The organism is Acidobacteriota bacterium (genome assembly GCA_018268895.1).
Classification (GTDB): domain Bacteria; phylum Acidobacteriota; class Terriglobia; order Terriglobales; family Acidobacteriaceae; genus Edaphobacter.
Map to the genome: position 1 here is coordinate 947171 of JAFDVP010000007.1, position 13490 is coordinate 960660.

The following is a 13490-nucleotide window of genomic DNA, read 5'->3' on the forward strand; positions in this document are numbered from 1 at the left end:
CGAGCGAACCGCGCTATCCTTGGTGAAATGTCCGGCCACCCTTACAAGTACACCGACCGCGAGCTCATCGGTCGCATCGAGCGTTCCGCCGGACAGCGTGCCGGCTACAAGCAGCTCATCCGCGAGCTCGGCCTCGGCGGCGGACGCGAGCGCCGCCTGCTCCTCGAGCAGCTCGCCCGCATCACCGCGCGCGGCGCCCTGGTCAAGATCGACGGCGACCACTGGAGCCTGCCCTCTGCAATACCCGAGCGCACTGCACGAACTGCGGGTCTTCATCCCACCCGCGACCGCCTCGTCGCCGGACGCATCGACCTGCACCGCGACGGTTACGCTTTCGTCCGTCCCAACGGAAGCGCGAACCGCGACGACGACCTCTTCATCCCTCCGAACGAGCTGAACGGAGCGATGCAGGGCGACGAAGTGCTGGTCGATGAAGCTCCGCGCGGACGTGACGGGCGCCGCTCCGGCCGCGTCGCCCGCGTCCTCACGCGCCGCAACCCAACCGTCGTAGGCATCTTCCACTACGCGCGTTCGCACCGACGCAGCCCATGGGAGAACCTTCCGCTGGCCAAAGGCAACTACGTCATGCCCTTCGACGAACGCATGACGCAGCCCATCCTCATCGTAGAGGGCGACGAGGTGGTGCCTGAGTCTGCGGTCTCGCCGCATCGCGTGCTCGGCGAAGAGGCCGAGGAGCAGAAGCGTAAGTGGACCGCCGAAGAGAATCCGCTTACTCCGCTCGAAGGTCTCGCCGTCGACGTCGAAATTACCGACTACCCCTCGCCTGGCCGTCCGGCGCGCGGCCGCGTCATCGAGGTACTCGGACCACCGGATGCATTTGGTGTCGACGTCGAGATCGTCATCCGCAAGCACCATCTGCCGCACGTCTTTCCTGCGAACGTCCTTGCCGAAGCGGCAGACTCCGCGAAGCAGACCGTCGCGACGCTTGCGCCCGATGAGTTGGCGAAGCGTCGTGACTTCCGCGGCCTGCCTATCGTCACCATCGACGGCGAGACGGCGCGCGACTTCGACGACGCCGTCTACGTCGAGCCGCTCAAGAACGGCAACTGGCAGCTTCAGGTGCACATCGCAGACGTCAGTCATTACGTGACTCCCGGAACGTCGCTCGATCTCGAGGCACGACTGCGCGCGACGTCGGTCTACTTTCCCGATCGTGCGATTCCGATGCTGCCCAACGATCTATCGAGCGGCATGTGCAGCCTGCGTCCCGATGAAGATCGACTGGTGATGAGCTGCCTCATGGAGATCGACCCGCGCGGCGAGATCGTCGGCTTCGAGGTCTGCGAGGGCATCATTCGCAGCGCCCGGCGCATGACGTACACGCAGGTGCAGGCCATCCTCGACGGCGATGAGCCGACGCGCGCAGAGTTCGGTGAACTCACGGCGGAGTTCGATCGCATGCACGACCTTGCGCTGCGCCTGAACGCCAAGCGCAAGCGTCGCGGCTCCATCGACTTCGACCTGCCCGAGCCAGTGGTGCAGTTCGACCCCGAGGGCAACATGAAGGCCATCGTCCGCTCCGAGCGCGGGTGGTCGAACCGGCTGATCGAAGAGTTCATGCTCTCAGCCAACGAGTGCGTCGCGCACTGGATTGAAGCGCAGGGAATTCCGGGTATCTACCGTATCCATGAGACGCCGGATCCGAAGCGCATCGTCGAGTTCGAGGAGACCGCCGCGCAGTTTGGCTACACGCTCGGTTTCTCAAGTCTGTCCGTCAAGCGCGTGCAGACGAAGGGCGGCCGTCGCGATGCGCGAGGTTCCGGCAGGGCAGCGCAGACGCACGAGGTCCCCGACGCGATTCCTGTCACGCCGCAGATGTATCAGCGGCTGACGGCGAAGATTCAGGGCAAGCCCGAGGAACGCATCCTCTCGTACCTGATGCTGCGCTCGCTCAAGCAGGCGCGTTACAGCGAGGCGAACGCCGGACACTTCGCGCTGGCCTCGCCCAGCTACACGCACTTCACCTCGCCGATCCGCCGCTATCCCGACCTGATCGTTCATCGCCTGCTGCGCTCGCTGCTTCGCGCAGGCGCGAAGCAGCAGGGATTTCCGATCCTCAGCACCGAGCCGCAGCCCTGGGGAGAGAAGGCCAGCCATGGACGTCCGGGTGCCCCATCCTTCGCGCAGCGAAGGGTGGGAGAGCAGGACGCTCAAGGCCCGCTGCCGGAAGACGAGCTCAACGCGATGGCCGCCGAATCGAGCCAGGCCGAGCGCCGCGCCGACGACGCCGAGCGCGAGTTGATCGAGTGGAAGAAGATCCGCTTCATGCAGGACCGCGTGGGCGAGGACTTCAAGGGCATCATCCTCTCGTGCACGAAGTACGGCTTCTTCGTGGAGCTCGACGATATCTTCATCGAGGGCATGGTGCCGATCGCCAGCCTCGAGGACGACCGCTACTTCTTCCGCGATACCGATCGCACGATCGTCGGCGGCCGCAACGGGCGCGTCTTCAAGATCGGTCAGCACGTCCACGTTCTGCTCGACCGCATCGACCGCCAGGCACGGCGGCTTCAGTTCGCGCTGATGCCCGAGGAGTACGCGAACGCAGCCGCGCCACGTTCGCTGCGCCAGTCCAAGAAAGAAAAGGACGCAGCGCATACAAGCCCCGACCGCTCCGGCAAACCGAAGAAGGGGAAGGCGAAAAACCGCGTTCGCAACAAGAAGGCGAAGGGAAAACGCCGCTAGAGCTGTAGCCGCAACTTCCAGCGCGTGAATAGCGCCGCAATTGCAACCATGACCGCCGTAAAGATCGTTGCGCGGATGACGCCGGGGATCCCCCAGGCAAAGTGGTTCTGAAACCAGGTGATGCCCAGTGCTCCGACGACGAAGTACCAGAGATCGGGCAACAGGTAGGTGAGCAGCGTGTTGGCTCCCGGCGCGTGCGTAAAGGCGGCCCAGCGTGTGCGGCGCTTTACGTCGCAGATCCAGTAGAGCAAGGTGAAGATCAGCACGAAGCAGCCGACGCTGTAGAGGCACCACGTCGGCGTTGCGCGGTTCTTCGAGATGCCGAGCGGAGTCAGCAGCCAGCCCGCGAGCAGCGTGGCAGCGGCGAAGGGAAGCGCAAGCTTCGCCTTGTCGGAGAACGAGGGCCAGCGCGTGCTGTGCGGGCCGACGAAGATGATCGAGGTCGCTACGCCAGCCATCGCGAGCGAAGCAGATGATCCATTGCCAAGAGGCCATGTGTAGATGGACATGTGCGAAGGAAAGGTGATCCACCTTGCCGTACATGCGGCACAGAATGCAGTGAGCAGGACAAACCATGTCAGGGAGGCCCATCGCCACCGGCGAGTCGGCACATACAGCAGGCAGACGCAGAAGTAAGCGAACGCCAGTAGACCGAGGATCTCCGGGTACGCCGTTCTGATCCATGCCACGTTGCCGTCCCTTGTGGTGCGGCGGAAGACCGCGAACATGACGATGACGACGGCCAGCCCTGTGTAGCGCAGGATGGTGAAGAGGCGCTGATACTTCTCCGTCCGCGGATACACCATGAGGAAGAGCATCGCGCCGAGCAGCGCAACAATGGCCCATACCCTTGTGCCGATGTGCATCAATGCGGGATCGCCTGCGCTGGCGTTGGTGAGGATGAGGCCAAGCACCAGCAGCGACGCGGACCGCAGGAGAATGTGAAACCACATGCGCAGCACGGAGGGGTCTTTGCGCAGCCTCTGCTCCGTCGCCAGCGGGATGGCCATGCCGAGGATGAAGAGGAAGGCGGGGAAGACCATGTCGACGTAGGTCATGGCGTCGACGCGCGTCGGCGCGTGATAGGTCCACCAGGGCAGGCCCTTGATCGATGCAAGATCGTTGACGAAGATCATGACGATCATCGTGAGGCCGCGAAAGACGTCGATCGAGGCGACGCGCGGCGCCTGCGCGGTGGTTGTCATTAGTCCGCGCCTCCGTATGTGGCTTTGGAAGTGAGCCCGGCATGGACGGCGTCGAGCAGGATGCCGGTCGTGTCGTTGAAGTACTCCCAGAACATGATGCCGCCCAGCTTCTGCTCGGTTACGTACTGGCATTTACCGGCAAGCGACTGGGGGTCCTCGTAGGTGACGAACACCTTTGTCTGCGGGTTGTAGAGATACGGCACTCCTGCCTCTGCATCCCAATAACGGGAGAAGCCCGTCGCCAGAAGATCCGGAAGCTGCGGGTACGAGAAGTGGACACCCTTGGCCGCTTTGCCTGGCTGGAACAGACCATGGTTCACGTCCGGGACCTCGCCCCAGCTTCTTCCGTAGAAGGGAACGCCGAGGACGATCTTACGTGGGGAGACCCCGGCCTGAATATACAGTTTAACCGCTCCATCGGCCGAGCCGCGCTTCGGGTCTGCCGCGTTGTGAAACAGCGGAGCGTCGTGTCCCGTGGCCGGGCCGCCGACGTAGAAGTCGTAGGTCATCAGGTTGATGGTGTCCACGTAGCGTTGCACCTTGTCCATCTCGGTGTTGTCTAGAAACTTTGCGGACGCTCCGGTCGCGATGGAGGTCAGCAGTGTTCTGTGCAGGCGCGACTGCTCCCGGTCGAAGCGCTGGCGCAGTTCGGCCAGCAGCAGCGTGAAGTTGTGCTTGTCTTCAGGGCGAAAGACGTTGCCGTTGCCTACCTGTCCGGGGTACTCCCAGTCGATGTCGAGGCCGTCGAGCTTGTAGCGCTCGACGAAGCGCACCGCGCTCTCGATGAAGCGTGCGCGCGACTGGCGGGTGAGCGCGGCGTCGGAGAAGCCGCCCGACCATGTCCATCCGCCGACCGAGACGAGAACCTTCAGTGATGGGTTGTTGCGCTTTAGTGCGTTCAGGATGGCGAAGTTTTCTTCGTCATGGGAGAAGCCAGGGACGATCTCCCCGCCCTTGATGTTGGCGAAGGCGTAGTTGATGCGCGTCAGTTTGCCGCCCGCGACTTCAGCCGGCGCCAGCACGCGATCCTGTGGAAAGACGTAGCCGATGATCTCTTTTTTCTCAGCAGCGGAGGCATGGAGACTGGACGCGCCGAAGACCGCGGCGGCAAACGCCATACGGGCTGCACCGCGCAACAGCGGCAGAGTGAATTTTCCTGCAATAAAGCTCATGATGGCTATGAGGCTAACCGATCCGGAGAGATTTTCGTAAGGCGGAGGGCCGTTGCGCGAGAGGAGTAATCCCGGTAAACTTACAGATGCAAATCAAGGAGTTTCCGGACGGGCGGGTGGCCCTCCGACGACTCCCAAAGCAATGCCGATGTAGCTCAGCTGGTAGAGCAACTGATTCGTAATCAGTAGGTCAGCGGTTCAAATCCGCTCATCGGCTCCATTCCTCCTTTAGTGGCAAACCTTTCAGAATCAGTGACGTGCGCTTGCCGATGGCCGCAGATACCTGGCGTATTGGTTCATGTAAGGCGCCACATCTTCGTACTGATCGACGGCGATGAAGTTCACGCCGGCTGCGATCGCGGCCTTCCAGCGCGGGATGACAGCGTTCATGGAGCCGAAGTTGTAGTCGCTGCCCCATCCCTGGTTCTTCGCAGGGTCGAAGCCGTCGAGTGTGTAGAAGCGAATCCAGAAGCCTTGTTTATGGGCGTGGTCAACCAGCGCACGAAGACGTTTGTTGTCAGTGTCGGTCCAGTCGCCGGCGCGGCTCGCCCCGCCCTCTTCGACGACGTACCAGGAGTTGTTCCACCAGCGGCGGTAGGTGGTCGGGTGCTCGGTCAGAAGCTCTTCAGGAGGAATCGTCGCCTGACGATGGTGCAGTTGTTCGGGTGAGTCGGCCGCGATCTTGCTGGCGTGGGCCGAGCCGAAGAGGCGCAGCTTCGCGCCGACCGGAACATCGTTGTAGAAGACCTTCTCCTGCTCGTCGGAGTCCTCGGTGATGGCGAGAATGGGTCGCCGCTCGATGGGCGTGAGCACGCTGGGGTCGGCGGTCTTCTTCGCCGTCGAGAGCCAGGGCTCGTACTCGCCCAGCAACTGCCATACGGTCCTGAGAAGCTCCGGCTGGTTGGTTTTGAAGTCGAAGTGGAGCACGATGAGCGGCCACTGCTCTGTCTTGTGCTCGGCGAGAGCCTTTTCGACGATGGGCTTAACCTGGTCGAAGAAGTATGCGCGGAGCGTCGGCTCAGTGCCTACAGGCTTGTCGGTGTGCGTGACGACGACGCGGCCTTTGTGCGTCGTTGGGTCTACATACCAGGCGAGGTCCTGCTCGATAGAAACGGGAAAGCCGGAGTTGAGGGCTCGCTGCACGTGGTCGCCGGGGTAGCAGTTGTGCGCATCCAGGATAGGTTGATTGTGATTCAGGAAATTGAGGTCGGCCTTCTGCGCGCGGACTGCTGGTGTGGCGATGAGTAGTGTGAGAAAGAGCGCAGTATGAAGCCGGGAACGAAGCATCGGTGTAGTTCTCCTCGGCAAAGTTATAGAGAATGAGGCCGTCGATGGCAAGGGCGTCACGGTGTTGAGTAGGAGAATGCGTGGGGAACCCGATTTGGTACAGGTTATCCACGGAAATTTAATGCGGTGGGCCGTAAAAGGCTTGATTGGCGCGGCTTCTTCACCGCATACTCCAAATAGATTTCAGCCTCTGCTATGAAAGACGGTTACCTGCGAGACGCCAACGTGACCCGATATAGCCGTCAAGACGCGCTTCGTATCCTGCACCTGCATACGCGACAGATATCGTCGTGGGAGCGGGCAGGGCTGATCTCCCCTGCTGAACAATACACGTTTGAAGATCTGGGACAGCTTCGGACGCTGCGCGATCTGCAATCGAGCGCGGCCAAGGCACGGACGCGGATTACCGCGGAGAGTATTCGCGCCTCCGTCGAGGCAATGCAGCGCGCCGCCGGTTTGCGCAATCCGCTGTTGGAAGCCTCTGCGGTACGGCGCGGTTCACGGTTGACGTTTCGCCATCACGGCGCGCTGGTCGATCCGCTGACGCAGCAGCTTGCCTTCGACTTCGATTCATTGTCAGGGCAGCGGCTGGAGATCGTTCATGCCAGCGAGCAGAAGACCGCGACTCCTTCGCAGCGGGCGGCGGACCTGCAGGAGATGTTTCTGCGTGCTGTCCAGATGGAAGAGGACCCGGCGACGATCTCACACGCTATCGAGCTCTACGAGGTGATTCTTTCCGTTCAGCCGGAACATGCTCCGGCGTTGATCAATCTGGGCACAATCCACTACAACCTGCGGCAGTTTGCGAAGGCTGAGAGACTCTATCGCCGTGCGACGAGCGCCGATCCGGAGTACGCTCTGGCCTTCTTCGATCTTGGTAACGTGCTGGACGAGATGCAGCAGCTTAACGAGGCGATCGTGGCATATCAGAAAGCGGTTGCGTTGGTCCCGCAGTATGCCGATGCACACTACAACCTTGCCTTGGCCTACGAACGGCAGGGGCATCGACGCCGGGCGCTTCGCCACTGGCTGACGTATGTGCGTCTCGATCCTGTGGGTCCGTGGGCCAGCCATGCGCGCGATCAGGCGCGGAAGATCATGAAGGCCGAGAAGCTTTCCATCGTGAGCCGGCGGGGACGGCTGGTTCGCGCCGGCTGAACGGCGCTACAGAGTCAGCTTTGCGATCGTTGCCAATTGCATGAAGCTGGTGCCTTCGTAGATTTTCCCGATCTTGGCGTCGCGATAGAGCTTTTCCACCGGGTAATCCTTCACAAAACCCGATCCTCCGTAAACCTCTACTGCAAGCGATGCGACGCGCTCAGCGACCTGCGAGGCGAAGTACTTGCACATGGCTGCTTCCTTGAGAAACTCCTGCTTCGCATCTTTCAACCGTGCGGCGTTATAGACGAGCAGGCGCGCGGCTTCGATGTCGGTTGCCATTTCAGCGAGTTGGAACTGCATGGCCTGGAAATCGACGATCGGTTTACCGAACTGCTTGCGCTCTTTGGCCCAGCGAACAGCGTGGCCCCAGGCTCCTTGCGCAAGGCCCAGCATTTGCGCGCCGATCCCGATGCGGCCTTCGTTCAGCGTCTCGATGGCAATTTTGTAGCCTTTGCCAGGTTCTCCCAGGACCTGCGAGGCGGGAATAAGGCAGTCGCGGAATATCAGTTCGCATGTGCTCGATGCGCGTATGCCCAGCTTGTCTTCCTTTTTGCCGAGCGAGAAGCCGGGCGTGTCCTTCTCGACGAGAAAGGCTGTGATGCCTTTGTAGCCGGCAGAGCGATCGATGGTCGCGAAGACAATGAAGAGACCAGCCTCTTTCGCGTTGGTGATCCAGAGCTTCTGTCCATTGAGAACGTAGTTGCCGCCCTGTTTTACGGCGCGTGTTTCAAGGGCGAATGCGTCAGAGCCGGAGCTGGCCTCGCTGAGCGCATAGGCGCCGATCGTGTTCGAGGCCAGCATCGACAGGTATTTTTTCTTCTGATCTTCATTTGCCCATCGAGCGAGGGCGTTAATGCAAAGCGTGTTCTGCACGTCGACGAGCACGCCTACGGCGGGGTCGACGGTCGAGATCTCCTCAACGGCGAGGATTGCTTCAAAGAACGTTCCTCCCGCGCCGCCGTATTGTTCGGGAATTTCGATTCCCATCAGGCCCAGCGAGAAGAGCTGCCGGAGCAACTCCGCGTTCATCTGCTGCGACTCGTCCATCCGACGGACGAGAGGTGCAATTTCCCTGGTGGCGAAGTCGCGCACTGTATCGCGAAACATCCGCTCATCTTCACTCACTTGTGTGAGCGCGGACCGATGTTGCTCGTGCATCCGTTGCTCCAATCTCCAATCAAACCGCGAAAGAAGCGAGTCTAGCATCCGGCGCGGGCCGAGTGAATAGAGTTCTAACGACGTAGCGGAGTGAAGGTTCTACACTGGTATTGCACATCGTGAACGAATGACGAAGAAATCCCATACAGCTCCGAGAGCGCCGCTGCCCTTTCTGGGGCTGGCCTGCGCCGTCGGCGTCTCGACGATGTACTACAACCAGCCGCTGCTGGAGGAGATTGGCCGGACATACGGGGCTGCCGCAGGGCAGACCGGTTTCATCGCGGTAGCAACTCAGGTTGGCTATGCGATCGGGCTGCTGTGCTTTGTTCCACTGGGCGACGTGCTGGAGCGGCGTTCGCTGATGATGCGGATGTACGCTGCGGTGGCTATTGCGCTGCTGCTCGTCGCGGCAGCTCCTTCCCTGGCGTGGATGATTGCCGGATCGGTGGTGATTGGCGCGTTCTCCTCTGTAACCCACGTGGCGCTGCCAATTGCGCCGGACCTGGTGAGTCATGACCAGCGAGGCCGCGCCATCGGCACAGTGATGACTGGCTTGCTGCTTGGCATCCTGCTGGCGCGCACGTTTGCAGGCTGGGTCAGCCACATTCATGGCTGGAGATACGTCTTTGTGGTTGCGGCCGTGATGAACGCTGTTTTTGTTCCGCTGTTATGGCGCATCATGCCGAAGCTTCCACCAAAACAGGACCTGAAGTATGGCGACGCGATGCGCTCGTTGTGGACGCTCTACCGCACCCAGCCGCTGCTTCGTGAGTCGGGTCACGTCGGAGCACTGGTGTTTGCCTCGTTCAGCTGCTTCTGGACGACACTGGCATTTTTGCTGAAGAGTCACTACCACCTGGGGGCCGGAGTTGCGGGAACCTTCGGACTGGTAGGAGCGGCAGGCGCGCTGGTTGCTCCCTTGGCGGGGCGGCTATCCGACAAGCATGGCTCGCGCTGGGTGCTGTCCGTGGGCATGATCGTGCTGACGGTCTCGTACCTCTTTCTCTGGGGGCAGGAGCTCATGCACGTCTCGACGGGATGGCATCTGGTCGCGCTGTCGGTTGGAGTCGTCGCATTGGATATCGGCGCCCAGATGTGTCAGCTTGCGAACCAGACCCGCATCTTCGGACTGGATCCATCGGCGCGCAGCCGGCTGAATACGGTCTATATGACGGTGTACTTCATCGGCGCAGCGATCGGTTCGGCTTTGGCGACCCTGGCCTGGGTCCACTGGCAGTGGAATGGAGTGTGTGGCCTGGCGATCTGCCTGATGCTGCTTGCGGGAGTTCGTCATGCCATGGGCCGGCGCGATGCTTCTGAGGATCACTGCCATCACACCAGAGAAGACGAATTGATGGAAGCCTGACGGGCAGCGTGTGGTAGGCGAGGCAGGGATCGAACCTGCAACCCCGAGCTTAGAAGGCTCGTGCTCTATCCGATTGAGCTACTCGCCCACACCTGTTGAAGGACTCTTACGTGGCCGGAGTCGCTTCTTGTTTCATTCTAAATGAGCGGTATGTCAGTTGCCCGAGGAACCGCCGAGATGCCTGCGGGCGAGAGTTAGACGGCCGTGAAGGCGCGGCTGCGAATGAGTGTGGCGACGTCGTTCAATGCCGCTCCCCAATGCTGCTCTGCGGTTTCGCGGTTGTGACCTGCTGCTTTGATGTAAAGGCTGATCGCGAAGCCCTCCCGCGGGCCGGCAAGGTCAACCAGCGCTGGCCGTAGCACGCACTCCATCATGGCGTAATGATGATCGAGCGGTGCGGCCAGCCGCGCCATTCGGTGCATGAGCTGTTCGTGCTGATGAAACGAGACGAAGACAGATCGCTCGCGCCAGACAAGATCGACATAGCTGGCGATACCTGCGGGCGAATCTTCGGGGATCAGATCCAGTTCCATGCGCAGCGCGTCAAGATCGTCATCCGCCATCTGCCATACATCGCACTTTGCACTGAAAACAGGTGACCGGGCAGCGTTGAGAGCGCGCAGAGCGTGGAGCAGCGGTGGGTGCTGCGCCGCCTCTTCAAGCCAGTCGAGATCGTAGGGATTTTCGCGAAGGTCGATGAAGTGACGGGTTGCGTCGTCAGGGTCGCTCCATGGGACGACGAGAACGGGATCGTCGGGGCCACATTCAACGGTCCAGTCGGAAAGCATCTCTTTATCTTATCCGCTAAGGGGCTGAAGAAGCGGCGTTCAGGCGTGTTCGAGCAGATACTGCAGCAGAGTATGCTCAGCCCAATAGCCATCGTAGCCGGTTGCTGTATCGGCAGCGGCAAGAAAGGCGCAATGACCGCCATTGCGGCTCTCGATCAAGGTGATGTGCGGATTTGCAGTGATCGTCTTGCGGCTCGCCGGGAGAAGGCGCACGAAGGGATCGTCGGCAGCGTTGATGAGCAGCGTTGGAACGGCGATTCGGTCGACTACCCGCGCACTTGCGGCGCGGTGATAATAGTCGTCCGCCCCGGTAAAGCCTGAGTAGAACGCGGTGATGCGGTCGTCGAACTCTCGAATAGAACGAATGCCGTCTGCGCGATCAGGATCGTACGCTTGCGGGAAGAGGGCCACTTTGCGGCGATAACGCGCAAGCAATGCCCGGAGAAACTTCATCTCGTAGATGCGGTTCCAGGGCTCGTGCAGCGCATCCGCCGAAGGGCCAAGGTCGATCGCCGGAGAGACGCCAATAACGGAATGAAGTTGTGCGGGAGCATTGGAGCCAAGTTCACCGGCCAGCTTTAGAACCAGATTGCCACCCATGGAGTAACCGATGAGCGAGATCGATGTAAGCTGCTGCTCTGCGATGAAGTGACGCATCACAGCTCCAACGTCGTTCGATAGTCCGGAGTGATACAGCGTTGGCGTCTGCCCCTCCGTTCCGCCACAGTTGCGCATGTTCATGCGAATGACATTTCCGCCCGCCCGCCATAGCTTATTGGCGTTGCCGATAACGTACTGTGAGCTGGAAGAGCCTTCCAGCCCGTGCACGATGATGGCCGTCGGCCGGTGTGCGCGAACGTCTGCGGGTTGCCAGTGGCAGTCGCAGCGCACGCGGCTGGCGATCTGATTGTCGATTGCTGGAGCGGCCTCGACGAGAACAGTCTCAGCCGGGGGAAGCGAGCTGGCCCGTGGAAGGAAGTTGCCGAGAATGGTCTGTAGATGGCCGTTTGCAACGAAGCGGCGTGGAGCAAAGTTCGTTGCGTGTGCCGTGTGACCGGCGATGGACTCGAGTACAGTAGCCATCTAGCCGTGCGCCTGCTTGCGGAGCGCTTCGAGGAAGGAGACAGCGTTGAGTGCTCCGGTCGGTTCATCCTCGTGTTTGAAGTAGATGTACGTATCGCGGTCCTTCGCCAGGGCAGAGAAGCGCGCAGCGAATGACTCAATCTCAGCCTGTGTGTAGGCTCCCGTGCGACGCAGGCGGAAACTGGTGTGAGTGGAGGCAGTGTGTACTTCAGGTGTGGCAAGACCGTCGCTCTCGGCGATACAAAGCGCGGCATTATTTGCGCGCATCACATCGTAGATCTCGCCTGTGAACCAGGACTCGTGGCGGAACTCGAACGCGATGGCGGGCGCTCCCGCAGCACGCAAAGCGGGAGTAGCGAGGAAGGCAGTCAAGCGAGTAACGTCCGCCTTCATGTTCGGTGGAAGCTGGAAGAGCAGCAGGCCGAGCTTGCCCGCCTGGCGTACAGGTTCCAGGGCAGAGACAAAGTAAGCTACGTCTGCCTCGACGTTTGCCAGCCTCTTGATGTGGGTGATGCGTTGCGGAGCCTTGAAGCTGAAACGAAAAAAGTCAGGCGTCGCGGCGAGCCAGTTCTCGAGCATCGTCGCCGTCGGAAGGGCGCGAAAGGTGTAGTTCACCTCAACAGAGCTGAGTTGTGTGGCGTAGAACTCGAGGAATCGTTTGGTAGGAAGCTTGTCGGGATAAAACGCGGGTTTCCAGGTGGGATATGCCCAACCTGAAGTCCCGCCAAAGATGCGTGTAGAGGCAGCTGCCTGTGCTGTTACTGAATCGGGAAGTGCGGCTTGGGGGGCGCGGGGCACGAAAGGGTTCCGCTGGGGTGCTCGGTGGAGTCGTAAGGATGTTTGGGGCGGCTAGTGGGGTTCGAACCCACGACATCCGCTGCCACAGAGCGGCGTTCTGCCACTGAACTATAGCCGCCGTATGACTTAAATTGTAGCATCATAGCGAGGTTTGCGGAGAAATTGTCCCCCCGCCCCGGAACGGATACAGGAATGCAGCCTCCCGCCCAGCCCGAGATACTCTCCCCCCGTGTGCGTCGCGCTCGCGGGATATTCGACGATGAGAATCTCGACATTCTGTCGCATGTGCTCGATGACTTTATCAGGATTCCCGGCACCTCCATTCGCTTTGGACTCGATGGCATCGTTGGCGTTGTTCCGGGGATTGGGGATGTCATCGGTGGGATCGCATCGTGCATCATCATTCTCGCCGCGTGGATCCGCGGTGTGCCCTATGTCACCGTGGCGCGCATGGTCGCCAATGTGGGCATCGAGGTTGTGGTGGGATCAATCCCCATTGTAGGAGATATGTTCGACATCGCATGGCGCGCCAACCGGCGAAACTACGCGTTGCTGACCGGAAGCTTGTATGAACCAAGAAAACACAGCATCCAGAGCTGGATATTCCTGGGCGTTCTCTGTACGTTGCTCTTCGCGATCATGTTGCTTCCGATGCTGCTGTTAGCCTGGCTGGCAAATGGGTTGATGCACCAGCTCTTTGGAGTCAATGTCCAGTTCCACACCTGGTTTTAGGCCCGTCGCTGGAGATGCGATAAACTGAAGTCAG

General features: G+C 60.7%; 11 protein-coding genes and 3 tRNA genes. 5 read left to right on the plus strand and 9 right to left on the minus strand.

The window, feature by feature from the left end; all coding sequences use genetic code 11:
• Positions 1-27: 27 nt before the first annotated feature.
• Entirely contained in the window at positions 28-2706 is a 2679-nt protein-coding gene (locus tag JSS95_11610) for an RNB domain-containing ribonuclease (protein MBS1800463.1), read from the plus strand.
• On the opposite strand, the gene JSS95_11615 is transcribed toward JSS95_11610, so the two are convergent.
• Positions 2703-3911 carry a DUF5009 domain-containing protein gene (locus JSS95_11615; GenBank protein ID MBS1800464.1) on the minus strand — a complete coding sequence of 403 codons (1209 nt, stop codon included), beginning with the start codon at positions 3909-3911 and terminating at the stop codon, positions 2703-2705. The two genes, JSS95_11610 and JSS95_11615, sit on opposite strands and share 4 nt — an antisense overlap.
• Complete coding sequence (locus tag JSS95_11620; GenBank protein MBS1800465.1) at positions 3911-5083, minus strand: glycoside hydrolase family 18 protein; 1173 nt, start codon at positions 5081-5083, stop codon at positions 3911-3913. The genes JSS95_11615 and JSS95_11620 overlap by 1 nt, the downstream gene beginning before the upstream one ends.
• Positions 5084-5227: 144 nt before the next feature.
• Here JSS95_11620 and JSS95_11625 point away from each other — a divergent pair.
• Positions 5228-5303: transfer RNA gene (locus JSS95_11625), tRNA-Thr, on the plus strand.
• 29 nt (positions 5304-5332) lie between these two features.
• Here JSS95_11625 and JSS95_11630 read toward each other — a convergent pair.
• The gene (locus JSS95_11630) at positions 5333-6262 is read right to left on the minus strand and encodes a hypothetical protein (GenBank protein ID MBS1800466.1); all 930 of its coding nucleotides are present in this window, start codon (positions 6260-6262) and stop codon (positions 5333-5335) included.
• A 303-nt stretch (positions 6263-6565) separates the two neighbouring features.
• Between JSS95_11630 and JSS95_11635 the strand changes: the two genes are divergently transcribed.
• The gene (locus JSS95_11635; protein ID MBS1800467.1) at positions 6566-7528 is read left to right on the plus strand and encodes a tetratricopeptide repeat protein; all 963 of its coding nucleotides are present in this window, start codon (positions 6566-6568) and stop codon (positions 7526-7528) included.
• 6 nt (positions 7529-7534) lie between these two features.
• On the opposite strand, the gene JSS95_11640 is transcribed toward JSS95_11635, so the two are convergent.
• Positions 7535-8638 carry an acyl-CoA dehydrogenase gene (locus JSS95_11640; GenBank protein MBS1800468.1) on the minus strand — a complete coding sequence of 368 codons (1104 nt, stop codon included), beginning with the start codon at positions 8636-8638 and terminating at the stop codon, positions 7535-7537.
• Between the two features lie 178 nt (positions 8639-8816).
• Between JSS95_11640 and JSS95_11645 the strand changes: the two genes are divergently transcribed.
• The gene (locus JSS95_11645; GenBank protein ID MBS1800469.1) at positions 8817-10055 is read left to right on the plus strand and encodes an MFS transporter; all 1239 of its coding nucleotides are present in this window, start codon (positions 8817-8819) and stop codon (positions 10053-10055) included.
• A gap of 11 nt (positions 10056-10066) precedes the next feature.
• Here the strand turns inward: JSS95_11645 and JSS95_11650 are convergent.
• From JSS95_11650 to JSS95_11670, 5 genes are all read right to left on the minus strand, one after another.
• Positions 10067-10143 (minus strand) — tRNA-Arg (locus tag JSS95_11650).
• 106 nt (positions 10144-10249) lie between these two features.
• Positions 10250-10843 (minus strand): hypothetical protein, encoded by a 594-nt coding sequence (locus tag JSS95_11655; protein MBS1800470.1) that lies wholly within the window; start codon positions 10841-10843, stop codon positions 10250-10252.
• Positions 10844-10882: 39 nt separating this feature from the next.
• Entirely contained in the window at positions 10883-11926 is a 1044-nt protein-coding gene (locus tag JSS95_11660) for an alpha/beta fold hydrolase (protein MBS1800471.1), read from the minus strand.
• On the minus strand, positions 11927-12724 hold the full coding sequence (locus JSS95_11665) for a DUF72 domain-containing protein (protein ID MBS1800472.1): 798 nt from the start codon (positions 12722-12724) through the stop codon (positions 11927-11929).
• A 43-nt stretch (positions 12725-12767) separates the two neighbouring features.
• Positions 12768-12842 (minus strand) — tRNA-His (locus tag JSS95_11670).
• Between the two features lie 74 nt (positions 12843-12916).
• On the opposite strand from JSS95_11670, the gene JSS95_11675 reads away from it, so the two are divergent.
• Complete coding sequence (locus JSS95_11675; GenBank protein MBS1800473.1) at positions 12917-13456, plus strand: DUF4112 domain-containing protein; 540 nt, start codon at positions 12917-12919, stop codon at positions 13454-13456.
• Positions 13457-13490 lie beyond the last annotated feature (34 nt).